General features: G+C 64.4%; 19 protein-coding genes. 10 read left to right on the top strand and 9 right to left on the bottom strand.

Annotated elements, in window-relative coordinates:
• Positions 1–5 precede the first annotated feature (5 nt).
• The 8 genes from hisG to F3I16_RS05945 form a co-directional block, all read right to left on the bottom strand.
• Positions 6–638, bottom strand: coding sequence for an ATP phosphoribosyltransferase (gene hisG, locus F3I16_RS05980; RefSeq protein ID WP_160492781.1), 633 nt, complete (start codon positions 636–638; stop codon positions 6–8).
• Between the two features lie 71 nt (positions 639–709).
• A complete protein-coding gene (gene murA / locus F3I16_RS05975) occupies positions 710–1975 on the bottom strand; it encodes a UDP-N-acetylglucosamine 1-carboxyvinyltransferase (RefSeq protein ID WP_160492780.1) in 1266 nt (421 codons plus the stop codon).
• A gap of 22 nt (positions 1976–1997) precedes the next feature.
• Positions 1998–2237 carry a BolA family protein gene (locus F3I16_RS05970; RefSeq protein WP_160492779.1) on the bottom strand — a complete coding sequence of 80 codons (240 nt, stop codon included), beginning with the start codon at positions 2235–2237 and terminating at the stop codon, positions 1998–2000.
• 150 nt (positions 2238–2387) lie between these two features.
• A complete protein-coding gene (locus F3I16_RS05965; RefSeq protein ID WP_160492778.1) occupies positions 2388–2696 on the bottom strand; it encodes a lipid asymmetry maintenance protein MlaB in 309 nt (102 codons plus the stop codon).
• Positions 2693–3337, bottom strand: coding sequence for a phospholipid-binding protein MlaC (locus F3I16_RS05960; protein WP_160492777.1), 645 nt, complete (start codon positions 3335–3337; stop codon positions 2693–2695). The genes F3I16_RS05965 and F3I16_RS05960 overlap by 4 nt, the downstream gene beginning before the upstream one ends.
• An 11-nt stretch (positions 3338–3348) precedes the next feature.
• A complete protein-coding gene (gene mlaD, locus F3I16_RS05955; protein WP_160082030.1) occupies positions 3349–3816 on the bottom strand; it encodes an outer membrane lipid asymmetry maintenance protein MlaD in 468 nt (155 codons plus the stop codon).
• The gene (mlaE, locus tag F3I16_RS05950) at positions 3816–4613 is read right to left on the bottom strand and encodes a lipid asymmetry maintenance ABC transporter permease subunit MlaE (RefSeq protein ID WP_160492776.1); all 798 of its coding nucleotides are present in this window, start codon (positions 4611–4613) and stop codon (positions 3816–3818) included. The genes mlaD and mlaE overlap by 1 nt, the downstream gene beginning before the upstream one ends.
• The gene (locus tag F3I16_RS05945) at positions 4613–5422 is read right to left on the bottom strand and encodes an ABC transporter ATP-binding protein (protein ID WP_160492775.1); all 810 of its coding nucleotides are present in this window, start codon (positions 5420–5422) and stop codon (positions 4613–4615) included. Before F3I16_RS05945 ends, mlaE begins: the two co-directional genes overlap by 1 nt.
• 245 nt (positions 5423–5667) lie before the next feature.
• Here F3I16_RS05945 and F3I16_RS05940 point away from each other — a divergent pair, with 245 nt between their 5' ends.
• From F3I16_RS05940 to F3I16_RS05895, 10 genes are all read left to right on the top strand, one after another.
• A complete protein-coding gene (locus F3I16_RS05940; RefSeq protein WP_160492774.1) occupies positions 5668–6642 on the top strand; it encodes a KpsF/GutQ family sugar-phosphate isomerase in 975 nt (324 codons plus the stop codon).
• The gene (locus F3I16_RS05935) at positions 6643–7167 is read left to right on the top strand and encodes an HAD family hydrolase (protein WP_160492773.1); all 525 of its coding nucleotides are present in this window, start codon (positions 6643–6645) and stop codon (positions 7165–7167) included.
• 8 nt (positions 7168–7175) lie between these two features.
• On the top strand, positions 7176–7745 hold the full coding sequence (gene lptC / locus F3I16_RS05930) for an LPS export ABC transporter periplasmic protein LptC (RefSeq protein WP_160492772.1): 570 nt from the start codon (positions 7176–7178) through the stop codon (positions 7743–7745).
• Positions 7732–8295 carry a lipopolysaccharide transport periplasmic protein LptA gene (gene lptA / locus F3I16_RS05925; protein ID WP_160492771.1) on the top strand — a complete coding sequence of 188 codons (564 nt, stop codon included), beginning with the start codon at positions 7732–7734 and terminating at the stop codon, positions 8293–8295. The genes lptC and lptA overlap by 14 nt, the downstream gene beginning before the upstream one ends.
• Positions 8295–9020, top strand: a complete 726-nt coding sequence (gene lptB / locus F3I16_RS05920; protein WP_160082044.1) for an LPS export ABC transporter ATP-binding protein — start codon at positions 8295–8297, stop codon at positions 9018–9020. The genes lptA and lptB overlap by 1 nt, the downstream gene beginning before the upstream one ends.
• A 146-nt stretch (positions 9021–9166) precedes the next feature.
• Complete coding sequence (locus F3I16_RS05915) at positions 9167–10660, top strand: RNA polymerase factor sigma-54 (RefSeq protein ID WP_160492770.1); 1494 nt, start codon at positions 9167–9169, stop codon at positions 10658–10660.
• A gap of 182 nt (positions 10661–10842) precedes the next feature.
• Positions 10843–11151: a ribosome hibernation-promoting factor, HPF/YfiA family gene (hpf, locus tag F3I16_RS05910; RefSeq protein WP_160082048.1), complete on the top strand. Its 309-nt coding sequence runs from the start codon at positions 10843–10845 to the stop codon at positions 11149–11151.
• 12 nt (positions 11152–11163) lie between these two features.
• Positions 11164–11628 carry a PTS IIA-like nitrogen regulatory protein PtsN gene (gene ptsN / locus F3I16_RS05905; RefSeq protein WP_160492769.1) on the top strand — a complete coding sequence of 155 codons (465 nt, stop codon included), beginning with the start codon at positions 11164–11166 and terminating at the stop codon, positions 11626–11628.
• Positions 11629–11647: 19 nt separating this feature from the next.
• A complete protein-coding gene (rapZ, locus tag F3I16_RS05900; RefSeq protein WP_160492768.1) occupies positions 11648–12505 on the top strand; it encodes an RNase adapter RapZ in 858 nt (285 codons plus the stop codon).
• A 14-nt stretch (positions 12506–12519) separates the two neighbouring features.
• A complete protein-coding gene (locus F3I16_RS05895) occupies positions 12520–12792 on the top strand; it encodes an HPr family phosphocarrier protein (protein ID WP_160492767.1) in 273 nt (90 codons plus the stop codon).
• Between the two features lie 65 nt (positions 12793–12857).
• Here the strand turns inward: F3I16_RS05895 and pmbA are convergent, their stop codons facing one another.
• Complete coding sequence (gene pmbA / locus F3I16_RS05890) at positions 12858–14204, bottom strand: metalloprotease PmbA (protein ID WP_160492766.1); 1347 nt, start codon at positions 14202–14204, stop codon at positions 12858–12860.
• Positions 14205–14313 lie beyond the last annotated feature (109 nt).

Raw genomic sequence — 14313 nt, 5'->3', positions numbered from 1 at the left:
GGGTGTCAGCTGGGGTGTCGCGACTCGACGGCGGCACGCAGGGTATCGATCAGCGCCTGGATGCGACTGTGCTGCATCTTCATCGACGCCTTGTTGACGATCAGCCGCGAGCTGATGGTGGCGATCAGCTCCTGGGCTTCCAGGCCGTTGGCACGCAGGGTATTGCCGGTATCGACCACGTCGATGATCTTGTCGGCCAGACCGACCAGCGGTGCCAGCTCCATGGAACCGTACAGCTTGATCACCTCGACCTGGCGGCCCTGCTCGGCGTAGTAGCGCTTGGCCACGTTGACGAACTTGGTGGCCACGCGCAGGCGGCCTTTCGGCTCCGGCGCGCCGACCTTGCCGGCGGTCATCAGCTTGCATTTGGCGATCTGCAGGTCCAGCGGCTCGTAGAGCTGGCCGCCGTACTCGAGCAGCACGTCCTTGCCGGCCACGCCGATATCGGCCGCGCCATGCTCGACATAGGTCGGCACGTCGGTGGCGCGGACGATCAGCAGCTGCACATCTTCCTGGGTGGTGGGGATGATCAGCTTGCGGCTCTTTTCCGGGTTCTCGGTGGGCACGATGCCGGCTTCGGCCAGCAACGGCAGGGTGTCATCGAGAATACGGCCTTTGGACAGGGCGATGGTCAGCATGAAGCGGTTTCCTTAGAACAATGACCAGCCCGTTCGGGCTGGCTGTTGGGCTTCGCCAAGCTCAGCCCAACCTAGCCCGGCACGCGGCGGATCTTGGCGCCCAGCAGCTGCAGTTTCTCTTCGATGCACTCGTAACCACGGTCGATGTGGTAGATGCGGTCGATCAGGGTTTCGCCTTCGGCCACCAGGGCGGCAATCACCAGGCTGGCGGACGCGCGCAGGTCGGTGGCCATCACCGGGGCGCCCTTGAGCTGTGGCACGCCGGTGACGATGGCGGTGTTGCCCTCGACCAGGATCTGCGCGCCCATGCGGTTCATCTCGTAGACGTGCATGAAGCGGTTCTCGAACACGGTCTCGATGACGGTGCCGGTACCCTCGGCGATGGCGTTGAGGGAGATGAACTGGGCCTGCATGTCGGTCGGGAAGGCCGGGTACGGCGCGGTGCGCACGTTGACCGCCTTCGGCCGCTTGCCCTTCATGTCCAGCTCGATCCAGTCCTTGCCGGTGGTGATCTCGGCGCCCGCTTCCTGCAGCTTCGACAGTACCGCCTCGAGAATGGTCGGATCGGTGTCCTTGAGCTTGACCCGGCCACCGGTGGCGGCAGCGGCCACCAGGTAGGTGCCGGTTTCGATGCGGTCGGGCATCACGCTGTAGCGACCGCCACCGAGGCGCTCGACGCCGTCGATGGTGATGGTGTCGGTACCGGCACCGCTGACCTTGCCGCCCATGGCGTTGATGAAGTTGGCCAGGTCGACCACTTCCGGCTCACGCGCGGCGTTTTCCAGCACGGTACGGCCCTTGGCCAGGGCCGCGGCCATCATGATGTTCTCGGTACCGGTCACGCTGACAATATCGAAGAAGAAGTGCGCGCCACGCAGGCCGCCTTCCGGCGCCTTGGCCTTGATGTAGCCGCCTTCGACGTCGATCTTCGCACCCATGGCTTCCAGGCCGCGGATGTGCAGGTCGACCGGACGCGAGCCGATGGCGCAACCGCCGGGCAGCGCGACTTCGGCCTCACCGAAACGGGCGACCATTGGGCCGAGCACCAGGATCGAGGCACGCATGGTCTTCACCAGCTCATAGGGCGCGACCAGGGTTTTGATGCTGCTGGCGTCGACTTCGACGCTGAGCTTCTCGTCGATCACCGGTTGCACGCCCATGCGCCCGAACAGCTCGATCATGGTGGTGATGTCGTGCAGGTGCGGCAGGTTGCACACGGTGACCGGGGTATCGGCCAGCAGGGTGGCGGCGAGAATCGGCAGGGCGGCGTTCTTCGCCCCGGAAATGCGGATTTCGCCGTCGAGGCGGATACCGCCGGTAATAATCAGTTTATCCATTGCTATCTCGCTGCCCGCAGGCTCAGGAGCGCTCGGCCCAGGCGGCCTGGCTGAAGAATTTCATGGTCACTGCGTGGATACTGCCATCGGCGATCCAGGCATTGAGGTGGGCATAGACTTGTTGCTGGCGCTTGACCGGGCTGAGGGCGGCCAGCTCATCGCTGATCAGGTTCAGCTGGAAATTGCAGCCCTCGCCTTCCACCTCGACACGGGTGTTCGGCATTTTGGCTTCCAGGAGGCTTTTTACTTCGACGGCCTGCATGCTCAACCTCGATCGGCGCATAAGGAATCATTGGCGGGCCGAGGCTCGCGGGCCGGCCATGATACAAAAAAGCCCCCCGCCTGCGAAGCCCGGATGCCGGTATCGCTGACGGAGGGCCCTGCAGCCTGCGCGCGAGCCGCGATGCGGCGCTCAAGCCGGCGGAACGAGCAGCTCGAGCAGGCCGGAAACCTTGGCGATTTTCTGCATGTCCGCCGGCAAGCCGCGAATGCTCAGGGTCTTGCCCGCCGCCCTGGCATCGCGCAGAAAGGCCAGCAGCAGCGACAGACCGACACTGCTGGACTTCTCCACCGCCGCACAGTCCAGCACCAGGTTTGCCTGCTGACTGGCCTGGATCAGCCGGCGCCCGGCCTCGCGCACGGCCGGGCCGGTGCGGTAGTCGAGCGTGCCAAGCAGCTGCAGCTCGCCGCTGTCGGCCTGGCGCACGGAGCCGCCGTTCATTGACCGGCGGCCTGCTGGCCTTCGGCGCTGTCCTTGGCCTTGGCGACCACGTCGGCCCAGCCGTCGATGGTCTTGTCCAGGTCGTTGCCGTTCTTCTGCATGCTGTCGGCGAACTGGTCGCGGAACAACTTGCCGATGTTGATGCCGTTGATGATCACGTTGCGCAGCATCCACTGGCCGTTGATCTGCACCATGGTGTAGGACACCGGGTAGATGGTGCCCTTGCTGTCCGTCACTTCCATGCCGACGCTGGCGCGCTCGGCGCCCTCGGCCTTGGCCGGCAGCACGCGGATGCCCTGGTTGTCGTATTCGAGCAGGGCATTGCCGTAGAACTGCATCAGGCTGCGCTTGAAGTTGTCCTCGAAGCGCTTCATCTGCTCGGCATTGGCCTTGCGCGAGTACTTCACGGTCATGATGCTGCGCGAGATGCCTTCGCTGTCGACCACCGGACCGAGGATGCGATCCAGCGCCGCATAGAAGTCCTGCGGGGTCTGTTTGTAGGTGGCCTTGTTGGCCTTCAGGTCGCCAAGCAGCTGATCGGTGGTCTGCTGCACCACGTCATGGGCGCTGGGCGCCGCCTGAACCAGCAACGGCAGGGCGGCGAGCATGACCAGCAGGCCGTTTCGCAGAGTCTTCAGCATGGTGAAAATCCTCATTTGCTTTCTTTATTCACCGAATTGATCAGGAACTTGCCGATCAGGTCTTCCAGCACCAGGGCCGACTGGGTGTCCTGGATCACCCCATCGCCTTTCAGCACTTCCTCTTCGCCACCGACGCTGATGCCGATGTATTTCTCGCCGAGCAGGCCGGCGGTGAGGATGGATGCGGTGGAGTCGGCCGGCAGGTTGTCGACGCGATTCTCGATTTCCATGGTCACCCGCCCGGTGTAGCTGTCGCGGTCCAGGTCGATGGCGGTGACCTTGCCGATGGTCACACCGGCCATGGTCACCTTGGCTCTGACCGTCAAACCGGCAATATTGTCGAAATTCGCGTAGAGCTTGTAGGTGTCGCCCGAACTTGCCGCGGACAGGCCACTGACTCGCAGGGCCAACAGCAGCAGGGCCAGCAATCCAGCCAGCAGGAACAGGCCGACGCCGATTTCCAGGGAGCGGCTTTGCATCAGAGATCTCCAAACATCAGGGCGGTCAGAATAAAGTCGAGGCCGAGTACGGCCAGGGAGGCATACACCACGGTCTTGGTCGTGGCGCGGCTGATGCCTTCCGAAGTGGGTTCGCAGTCATAGCCCTGGAACACGGCGATCCAGGTCACCACGAAGGCGAAGACGATGCTCTTGATCACGCCGTTGAGCACATCTTCGGTGAATTCCACACTGTTCTGCATGTTCGACCAGAACGAGCCGTCGTAGACGCCCAGCCAGTCCACCGCGACCATCGCCCCGCCCCAGATGCCGACCACGCTGAAAATGGTGGCCAGCAGCGGCATGGAGATGAAGCCGGCCCACAGGCGCGGGGCGATGATGTACTTGAGCGGGTCGACGCCGATCATTTCCAGGCTGGACAGCTGCTCGGTGGACTTCATGTTGCCGATCTCGGCGGTCAGCGCCGAACCGGCACGCCCGGCGAACAGCAAGCCGGTCACCACCGGACCCAGCTCGCGCAACAGGGTCAGGGCAACCATCTGCCCGACCGCCTGCTCCGAACCATAGCTGCTGAGGATGTTGAAGCCCTGCAGCGCCAGGACCATGCCGATGAACAGCCCGGCGACCACGATGATCGGCAACGACAGCACGCCGACCGAGTACAACTGGCGTACCAACAGCTGGAAGCCATTGCGCAGGCCGCTGCGGCCGAACAGCGAACTGAGCAGAAACAGCGACGAGCGCCCGAGGACCTGGACCACATCGATCCCGGAACGGCCCAGCAGGCGAATGCGCTCGAGCGGGGACGACTTACGCATCAACGCGCTCCCAACAAATCATCAAGGTAATCCGGCGCCGGATAGTGGAAAGGCACCGGACCATCCGGAATGCCCTGCATGAACTGCTGGATGCGCGGGTTGTCCGAATGCATCAGCTCGGCCGGAGTGCCCTGGCCGAGCACCTGGCCATCGCCCACCACATAGAGGTAGTCGGCAATGCTGGCGGTTTCCGCCAGGTCGTGGGAGACCACGATACTGGTGATGCCCAGGGCATCGTTGAGCAGGCGGATCAGGCGCACCAGCACGCCCATGGCGATCGGGTCCTGACCGACGAACGGCTCGTCATACATCAGGATCTGCGGATCCAGGGCGATCGCCCGGGCCAGCGCCACGCGGCGCTTCATGCCGCCAGACAGCTCATCCGGCATCAGCTCGTAGGCCCCGCGCAGGCCCACGGCCTGCAACTTCATCAGCACGATGTCGCGAATCATCTCGTCGGACAGGTGCGTGTGCACCCGCAGCGGAAAGGCCACGTTCTCGAACACATCGAGGTCGGTGAACAGCGCACCGCTCTGGAACAGCACACCGAACTGCTTGCGCATGTCGAACAGCTCGCTGCGCGACAGGCTCGGCAGGTTCTGCCCGTTGACCCAGACCTGGCCGCTGGCCGGCTTGAGCTGGGCCGCGATCAGGCGCAGCAGGGTGGTCTTGCCGCAACCGGAAGGCCCCATGATGCCGGTGACCTTGCCACGCGGGATGCGGATATCGACGTTGTCAAAGATGGTGCGTGCGCCACGCTTGAAGGTCAGGCCCTTCAGCTCGACGGCGTAGGCATTTTCGGCGCTCATCCAAACTCCTTGTGATACAGCCTTCCATAGGCAGACGCAGCATTCCCGAGGCGGGATAGCACGCGGCACGGGCAGGCCGAACAGGCCGCGCAATATACCACCGCAACCCCGCGCACCCAAGGCGCTGCAATGTTTTCAGGGAATTTCGCCAGCGCGCCACGCAACCTGCGATCCGCTAGAGGTGAGGCTGCGTCGCTTTCCCGTTATAATCGCCGACTTTTCTGCCGGCCACCGTGAATCCAGCCATGAGCCAGTCCACCGATCTGATCCAATCCGCCCAGCGCACCATGCGCCTCGAACTCGACGCTATCGAGGCCCTGCTGGGTCGCATCAATGGCGACTTCGTCCGCGCCTGCGAACTGATGCTGGCCTGCAAGGGCCGTATCGTGGTGGTCGGCATGGGCAAGTCCGGGCATATCGGCAACAAGATCGCCGCCACCCTGGCCAGCACCGGCACCCCGGCATTCTTCGTCCACCCGGCCGAAGCCAGCCACGGCGACATGGGCATGATCACCCGCGACGACGTGGTGCTGGCCCTGTCCAACTCCGGCTCCACCGCCGAAATCGTCACCCTGCTGCCGCTGATCAAGCGCCTCGGCATCACCCTGATCAGCATGACCGGCAACCCCGAGTCGCCGCTGGCCAAGGCCGCCGAAGTCAACCTGGATGCCCAGGTCGCCCAGGAAGCCTGCCCGCTGAACCTGGCGCCGACCTCCTCGACCACCGTCTCCCTGGTGCTCGGCGACGCCCTGGCCATCGCCCTGCTGGAAGCCCGCGGCTTCACCGCCGAAGACTTTGCCTTCTCCCACCCGGGCGGCGCGCTCGGCCGCCGCCTGCTGCTCAAGGTGGAGAACGTCATGCACAGCGGCACCCGCCTGCCACTGGTACAGCGCGGCACCAGTCTGCGCGACGCCCTGCTGGAAATGACCCGCAAGGGCCTGGGCATGACCGTGGTGGTCGAGAGCAACGGCCAGCTGGCCGGGATCTTCACCGACGGCGACCTGCGCCGCACCCTGGACAAGGGCATCGACGTGCGCGAAGCCAGCATCGACGCGGTGATGACCGTGCACGGCAAGACCGCCCGCGCCGACATGCTCGCCGCCGAGGCCCTGAAAATCATGGAAGACCACAAGATCAACGCCCTGGTCGTAGTCGATGACGAGGAGCGCCCGGTCGGCGCCCTCAACATGCACGACCTGCTGCGCGCCGGAGTGATGTAAATGAACGACGAACTGCAACAGCGCGCCAAGGCCATCAAACTGGCCATCTTCGATGTCGACGGCGTACTGACCGACGGCCGCCTGTACTTCCTCACCGATGGCAGCGAGTTCAAGACCTTCAACACCCTCGACGGCCACGGCATCAAGATGCTGATCAACTCCGGAGTGCGCACCGCCATCATCAGCGGGCGCAAGACCCCGGTGGTCGAGCGCCGCGCGCAGAACCTCGGCATCCAGCACCTGTACCAGGGCCGCGAAGACAAGCTGGTGGTGCTCGACGAACTGCTCGGCGAGCTCGGACTAAGCTACGAGCAAGTCGCCTACCTGGGTGACGACCTGCCCGACCTGCCGGTCATCCGCCGGGTCGGCCTGGGCATGGCCGTGGCCAGCGCCGACGGCTTCGTCCGCCAGCACGCCCACGGCGTCACCGCGGCACGCGGCGGCGAAGGCGCGGCGCGCGAATTCTGCGAATTGATCATGCGCGCCCAGGGCAGCCTCGAAGCCGCCCAAACCGCCTACCTCTAGGATCAGCCATGCCGGCCAAACAGCGACAACTCCTGATCTACGGCCTGATCGCCGCCCTGCTGGGCGCGATCGGCTACTGGAACATCCGCCCGGAAAGCTTCCTGGACAAGCCGACCGTTGGCGAAAGCGACAGCACCATCGACTTCTACGTGGTCAATGCGCGCACCCTGCAATACCAGGAAGACGGTCAGCTGCAGTACGAGATGACCACCGACAAGCTGGAACATATCAAGGCCAGCGACATCACCCTGCTGAGCCAGCCGGACCTGCAACTGTACCGCGGCAGCGCCTACCCCTGGCACGTGCAGAGCGCGCGGGGCGAAGTGGCGCCGCAAGGCAAGCAAGTCGAACTGATCGATGACGTGCGCGTGGCGCGCACCGATGCCAAAGGCCGCCCCACCGTGATCACCAGCAGCCGGATGACCGTATTTCCGGATGAGGAATATGCGCAAACCCGGCAAGCCGTTAGAATCGAGGCCGCCAACGGGGTGACCACGGCACAAGGAATGAAAGCGTACATGAATGACGGCCGGATCCTCCTGCTGTCCAACGTAAGAGGCCAGCATGAGGCTCGTTAACAGTTTCCCCCTCCGGACCCTCCCCCTATTGCTCATCAGCCTCGGTGCCGCGCTCGGAAGCGCCAGCACCTGGGCCCTGCCCAGCGACCGCGAGCAACCGATCCGGGTCCAGGCCGACAGCGCCGAACTGGACGACAAGCAAGGCGTGGCGGTGTACCGCGGCGGCGTGGTGATCACCCAGGGCACCCTGAAGATCACCGGCGACACCGTGACCATCACCCAGGATGCCAACGGCGACGTCGAAGTCTTCACCTCGGTGGGCAAACCGGCCTACTACGAGCAGAAACCCGCCGTGGACAAGGAAATCGTCAAGGCCTACGGCCTGACCATCCAGTACTTCGCCAGCAACGAGCGCATCGTACTGATAGACCAGGCCAAGGTAATCCAGGAAGGCAACACCTTCGAAGGCGAGAAGATCGTCTATGACACCCAGCGCCAGATCGTCAACGCCGGCCGCGCCACTGGCGCCGCCCTGAGCGCGCCGCGCCCACGCATCGACATGGTCATCCAGCCGCGCAAGAAAACCGGCCAGCCGGAGCAAGCGCAGTAATGGCAACCCTCAAAGCCCAGCATTTGGCCAAAAGCTACAAGGGCCGCCAGGTGGTACGCGACGTCAGCCTGTCCATCGACAGCGGCCAGATCGTCGGCCTGCTCGGTCCCAACGGCGCCGGCAAGACCACCTGTTTCTACATGATCGTCGGCCTGGTGCAGGCCGACCAGGGCCGCGTGCTGATCGACGATCTCGACGTCAGCCACCAGCCCATGCATGGCCGCGCCCGCGTCGGCATCGGCTACCTGCCACAGGAAGCCTCGATCTTCCGCAAGCTGACGGTAGCCGACAACATCATGGCCATCCTGGAAACCCGCAAGGATCTCGACCGCGCCGGCCGCCGCGCCGCCCTGGAGAGCCTGCTGCAGGAGTTCCACATCAGCCACATCCGCGACAACCTCGGCATGAGCCTGTCCGGCGGCGAACGCCGGCGCGTGGAAATCGCCCGCGCCCTGGCCACCGAACCCAAGTTCATCCTGCTCGACGAACCCTTCGCTGGCGTCGACCCGATCTCGGTCGGCGACATCAAGCAGATCATCCATCACCTCAAGGCCAAGGGCATCGGTGTGCTGATCACCGACCACAACGTGCGCGAGACCCTCGACATCTGCGAGACCGCCTACATTGTTAATGACGGCCAACTGATCGCCGAAGGCGATGCCGAAAGCATCCTGGCCAACCAGCTGGTTAAAGAAGTCTACCTCGGGCACGAATTCCGCCTCTGATGCAGGCGTCGCCGCACTACACGGATGTTGTCAAGCCTAGGCAAAGCCGCCAGTTTCAGGCATATAATTTGCTTATTGGCGGCGCCCCGGCGCCCTGTAGTGAATGGCGCGACTGCGCCGGCAAATAAGGTGCAAAGCTTCCTGCCATGAAACCTTCGCTAGTCCTCAAGATGGGCCAGCAGCTGACGATGACACCGCAGCTGCAACAAGCCATTCGCCTCCTCCAGCTGTCCACCCTGGACCTGCAGCAGGAAATCCAGGAAGCCCTGGAATCCAACCCCATGCTGGAACGCCAGGAAGACGGCGAAGACTTCGACAACAGCGATCCGCTGGCCGACGGCGAAGAACAGAACACCCAGGCCGCGCCCCAGGACACCTACCAGGAAACCAACAGCACGCCCGCCGATGCCATCGAGGACGGCGAGTGGAACGAACGCATCCCCAGCGAGCTGCCGGTCGATACCGCCTGGGAAGACGTCTACCAGACCAGCGCCAGCAGCCTGCCGAGCAACGACGATGACGAGTGGGACTTCACCACCCGCACCTCCGCCGGCGAGAGCCTGCAGACCCATCTGCTGTGGCAACTGAACCTGGCGCCGATGTCGGACACCGACCGCCTGATCGCCGTGACCCTGATCGACTGCATCAACGACCAGGGCTATCTGGAGGAGTCGCTCGAGGAAATCGTCGAGGCCTTCGACCCGGAAATGGACGTCGAGCTGGACGAAGTCGAAGCCGTCCTGCACCGCATCCAGAACTTCGACCCGGCCGGGGTCGGCGCCCGCGACCTGCGCGAATGCCTGCTTCTGCAGCTGCGCCAGCTGCCGGCCAGCACGCCCTGGCTGAGCGAGGCCCAGCGCCTGGCCGGCGACCACCTCGACCTGCTCGGCAGCCGCGACTACAGCCAGCTGATGCGGCGCATGAAGCTCAAGGAAGACGAGCTGCGCCAGGTCATCGAGCTGATCCAGAGCCTCAACCCGCGTCCCGGCTCGCAGATCGAAGCCAGCGAGCCGGAATACGTGGTACCGGACGTGATCGTGCGCAAGCACAACGAGCGCTGGCTGGTGGAGCTCAATCAGGAAGCGGTGCCGCGCCTGCGGGTCAACGCGCAGTACGCCGGCTTCGTCAAACGCGCCGACTCCAGTGCCGACAACACCTTCATGCGCAACCAGCTGCAGGAAGCGCGCTGGTTCATCAAGAGCCTGCAGAGCCGCAACGAAACCCTGATGAAGGTCGCCTCGCAGATCGTCGAGCACCAGCGCGGCTTTCTCGAGTACGGCGACGAGGCGATGAAGCCGCTGGTCCTGCACGACATCGCCGAGGCGGTGGGCATGCACGAGTCGACCATCTCGCGGGTCACCACGCAGAAATTCATGCACACCCCGCGCGGTATTTACGAGCTGAAATACTTCTTCTCCAGCCACGTCAGCACCTCGGAAGGCGGCGAATGCTCGTCGACGGCGATCCGCGCCATCATCAAAAAACTGGTCGCCGCGGAAAACGCGAAAAAGCCATTGAGTGACAGCAAGATCGCTGGTTTACTGGAAGCACAGGGCATTCAGGTAGCCCGTCGCACCGTCGCCAAATACCGCGAATCCCTCGGGATAGCGCCTTCGAGCGAACGCAAGCGGTTGATCTAGTCATAGACGCGACTGCTGTGACGCGGCACTGAGGGAAGGCTTTTGCAAAACTGGATACGCGCCATGCGCCCTGCCCCGCGGGGGGACTGCAGGACAGTTCTGCAAAAGCCTTCTCACGCCAGAGTGTTACGGTGGCAGGCCCGCTAGCCTGTCTCTTACACAAGGCAACAAGGAGAAGCGGTATGCAAGTCAACATCAGTGGACATCAACTGGATGTGACCGACGCCCTGCGTGACTATGTCGGGGAAAAACTCAGCCGACTGGAACGCCATTTCGACAAGATCACCAACGTGCAGGTGACCATGGCAGTCGAGAAGCTCAAGCAGAAAATCGAGGCGACCCTGCATGTTGCAGGCGGCGAAGTAGTCGCCAACGCCGAACACGACGACATGTATGCGGCGATCGACCTGCTCGCCGACAAACTCGACCGCCAACTGATCAAACACAAGGAAAAGCAGCTCGGCCGCCTGCAAGGCGCGACAGCCCGCTGACATCCCCCACCCATGATCCGACTTGAAAATATCCTGACCGCCGGCCGTTCCCTGGTGAACGTGCCGGGCGGCAGTAAGAAGCGCGTCCTCGAACAGATTGCCAACCTGGTCGCGCGCGAACTGCCCGACCTCGACTCGCAGGACATCTTCGAAAGCCTGATTGCCCGTGAAAAACTCGGTTCCACCGGGTTCGGTAACGGCATCGCCATTCCCCACTGTCGCCTGCCCGGCTGCAGCGCCCCCATCAGTGCGGTGCTGCGCCTGGATGCGCCGGTGGACTTCGACGCCATCGACGGCGCCCCGGTCGATCTGCTGTTCGTCCTGCTGGTACCCGAAGCGGCGACCGACGAACACCTGGAGCTGCTCCGCCAGATCGCCAGCATGCTCGACCGCAGCGAAGTGCGTGAGCGCTTGCGCCAGGCGTCAAGCAGCGAGAACCTCTACCAGGTGGTTGTCGACGTACAGAGCGGCCAATAGGCCAGGGTAGGACAGCGTCATGCGCCTGATCATCGTCAGCGGTCGCTCCGGCTCGGGCAAAAGCACCGCCCTCGACGTGCTCGAGGACAACGGTTTCTACTGCATCGACAACCTGCCGGCGATCCTCCTGCCGGAACTGGCCGAGCGCGCCCTGCTGCACACCGAGCTGCTGCACCCGCAGGTCGCCGTATCGATCGACGCACGCAACCTGCCCAGCCAGCTCAAGCGCTTCCCCGAACTGCTCGCCGAAGTGCGCGCCCGTCACATCGTCTGTGACGTGCTCTATCTGGATGCCGACGAAGAGACCCTGCTCAAGCGCTTTTCCGAAACCCGCCGGCGCCACCCGCTGACCAGCGAGACGCGCTCCCTCGCCGAAGCCATCCGCGACGAAGCCGCCCTGCTCAGCCCGATCACCGACCTGGCCGACCTCAAGCTCGACACCACCCACCTGAACCTCTACCAGCTGCGCGACAGCCTCAAGCTGCGCCTGCTGAACAAGCCCGAGCCCGGCACCGCGTTCCTCATCGAGTCCTTCGGCTTCAAGCGCGGCATGCCGGTGGACGCCGACCTGGTATTCGACGTGCGCTGCCTGCCCAACCCGTACTGGAAGCCCGAGCTGCGCGAAATGTCCGGGCTGGAGCAGCCGGTCGCCGACTACCTGGCCGCCCTGCCGGATGTCGAGGAGATGTACCAGGACATCCATGCCTACCTGCACAAGTGGCTGCCCCGCTTTGCTTCCAGCAATCGTTCCTACGTGACCATCGCCATTGGCTGCACCGGCGGCCACCATCGCTCGGTGTACCTGGCCAACCGCCTCGGCGCAGCCCTCAAGCCCACACTGAAGAATCTCCAGGTTCGCCACCGCGAACTGGGTTAAGGACTGTCCGCCGTATGCCCGCCTGCGAAATCACCATCATCAACAAGCTCGGCCTGCATGCGCGGGCGGCGGCCAAGTTCGTCGGCGTGGCCGGCAGCTTCCCCTGCCAGATTCGCGCCGGGCGCTCGGCCGAGAGCCTGGTCGACGGCAAGAGCATCATGGCGGTGATGATGCTGGCCGCCGGCAAGGGCACCAGCCTGCACCTGCACGCCGAAGGCGAACAGGCGGACGAAGCGCTGAATGCGCTGATCGAACTGATCAACAACCGCTTCGACGAAGGCGAATAACTCGCCGACATGCAAAAGGGGCTGACGGGATAACCGGACAGCCCCTTTTTTCGTGGTGCCGCAGGTCAGCTGCCGGCGACCGTCATCTTCTCGATCAACACAGAACCGGTGCGGATATTGCCGCGCAGCTCCAGGTCGCATCCCACTGCGACGATCTGCCGGAACATCTCGCGCAGGTTGCCGGCAATCGTCACCTCCTGCACCGGGAACTGGATCTCGCCGTTTTCCACCCAGAAGCCGGCGGCACCGCGCGAGTAGTCGCCGGTGACCATGTTCAGCCCCTGCCCCATCAGCTCGGTCACCAGCAGGCCGCGACCCATGCGCTTGAGCAGGGCCTGCTGGTCTTCGTCGCCATGGCTGACGAACAGGTTGTGCACGCCCCCGGAGTTGGCCGTGCTGGGCAGGCCCAGCTTGCGCCCGGAGTAGGTGCCGAGGATGTAGGAAACCAGCTCGCCGCCGGCGACGAAGGGCTTGGCATAGGTGGCCAGGCCGTCGCCATCGAAGGCGGCGCTGCCCATCGCCCGCGGGATATGCGGGCGCTCGTCGAGGCTCAGCCAGTCGGGGAACAGCTGCTGGCCCAGGGCGCCTTCGAGGAACGACGACTTGCGATACAGGTTGCCACCGGAGATCGCCGCCAGGAAGCTGCCGAACAGCCCGGTGGCCAGCTCGGCGGCAAACAGCACCGGCACCTCGCAGGTCGGCACCGGCCGCGCGCCCAGCCGTGCCGCCGTGCGCCTGGCCGCATGGCGACCGATCTGCAGCGGATCGGCGAGCAGCTCGCCCTGGCGATTGACGTCGTACCAGTAGTCGCGCTGCATCTGCCCCTCGCCCTCGGCGATCATCACGCAGCTCAGGCTGTGGCGGGTGCTGGCATAACCGCCGACGAAGCCATGGCTGTTGCCATACACGCGGCAGCCCTGGTGGGTGTTGAGGGTGGTGCCGTCGGCCTTGGTAATCCGCGGATCGGCAGCGAACGCCGCCTCTTCGCAGGCCAGGGCCAGCTCGATGCCCTGCTCGGGCGCCAGGGCCCAGGGGTGGTAGAGGTCCAGCTCTGGAAACTCGCGCGCCATCAGGCCGGCGTCGGCCAGGCCGGCGCAGTCGTCCTCGGACGCGTGCCTGGCGATGGCCAGGGCCGCCGCCACGGTTTCGCGGATCGCCGCCGCCCCGGTGGCCGAAGTACTGGCCGAGCCCTTGCGCTGGCCGACATACAGGGTGATGCCGAAGCCCTCGTCACGATTGAACTCGACCGTTTCCACCTCGCGCTGGCGCACGGTGGTCGACAAGCCCTGCTCCATCGAAACCGCCACCTCGCAGGCGCTGGCGCCCTGGCGCCGTGCCTCGGCGATGATCTGCTCGACCTGCGCCTGCAACGCCGGCAATGCCTGCGGGCCAACCACTTCTGCTGCACTCATAAATCACTCCAGAAACTGCACTCTGGCAGCCCGCCGGCCAAGCCCTGTGCTTGCCGTGTGAGGCTTGCCGCTACCCTTGCTGCTATCATTGCGACGTTTCCCTCTGGAC

Source organism: Pseudomonas sp. L-22-4S-12 (genome assembly GCF_009799935.1).
Taxonomy (GTDB): Bacteria; Pseudomonadota; Gammaproteobacteria; order Pseudomonadales; family Pseudomonadaceae; genus Aquipseudomonas.
Note: the sequence above shows the minus strand (reverse complement) of the source record. Positions and strands in the feature narration are given on the sequence as shown.

Coding starts and splice junctions, on each gene's coding strand:
- hisG (WP_160492781.1), bottom strand. CDS start 638: ATGCTGACCATCGCCCTGTCCAAAGGCCGTATTCTCGATGACACCCTG.
- murA (WP_160492780.1), bottom strand. CDS start 1,975: ATGGATAAACTGATTATTACCGGCGGTATCCGCCTCGACGGCGAAATC.
- F3I16_RS05970 (WP_160492779.1), bottom strand. CDS start 2,237: ATGCAGGCCGTCGAAGTAAAAAGCCTCCTGGAAGCCAAAATGCCGAAC.
- F3I16_RS05965 (WP_160492778.1), bottom strand. CDS start 2,696: ATGAACGGCGGCTCCGTGCGCCAGGCCGACAGCGGCGAGCTGCAGCTG.
- F3I16_RS05960 (WP_160492777.1), bottom strand. CDS start 3,337: ATGCTGAAGACTCTGCGAAACGGCCTGCTGGTCATGCTCGCCGCCCTG.
- mlaD (WP_160082030.1), bottom strand. CDS start 3,816: ATGCAAAGCCGCTCCCTGGAAATCGGCGTCGGCCTGTTCCTGCTGGCT.
- mlaE (WP_160492776.1), bottom strand. CDS start 4,613: ATGCGTAAGTCGTCCCCGCTCGAGCGCATTCGCCTGCTGGGCCGTTCC.
- F3I16_RS05945 (WP_160492775.1), bottom strand. CDS start 5,422: ATGAGCGCCGAAAATGCCTACGCCGTCGAGCTGAAGGGCCTGACCTTC.
- F3I16_RS05940 (WP_160492774.1), top strand. CDS start 5,668: ATGAGCCAGTCCACCGATCTGATCCAATCCGCCCAGCGCACCATGCGC.
- F3I16_RS05935 (WP_160492773.1), top strand. CDS start 6,643: ATGAACGACGAACTGCAACAGCGCGCCAAGGCCATCAAACTGGCCATC.
- lptC (WP_160492772.1), top strand. CDS start 7,176: ATGCCGGCCAAACAGCGACAACTCCTGATCTACGGCCTGATCGCCGCC.
- lptA (WP_160492771.1), top strand. CDS start 7,732: ATGAGGCTCGTTAACAGTTTCCCCCTCCGGACCCTCCCCCTATTGCTC.
- lptB (WP_160082044.1), top strand. CDS start 8,295: ATGGCAACCCTCAAAGCCCAGCATTTGGCCAAAAGCTACAAGGGCCGC.
- F3I16_RS05915 (WP_160492770.1), top strand. CDS start 9,167: ATGAAACCTTCGCTAGTCCTCAAGATGGGCCAGCAGCTGACGATGACA.
- hpf (WP_160082048.1), top strand. CDS start 10,843: ATGCAAGTCAACATCAGTGGACATCAACTGGATGTGACCGACGCCCTG.
- ptsN (WP_160492769.1), top strand. CDS start 11,164: ATGATCCGACTTGAAAATATCCTGACCGCCGGCCGTTCCCTGGTGAAC.
- rapZ (WP_160492768.1), top strand. CDS start 11,648: ATGCGCCTGATCATCGTCAGCGGTCGCTCCGGCTCGGGCAAAAGCACC.
- F3I16_RS05895 (WP_160492767.1), top strand. CDS start 12,520: ATGCCCGCCTGCGAAATCACCATCATCAACAAGCTCGGCCTGCATGCG.
- pmbA (WP_160492766.1), bottom strand. CDS start 14,204: ATGAGTGCAGCAGAAGTGGTTGGCCCGCAGGCATTGCCGGCGTTGCAG.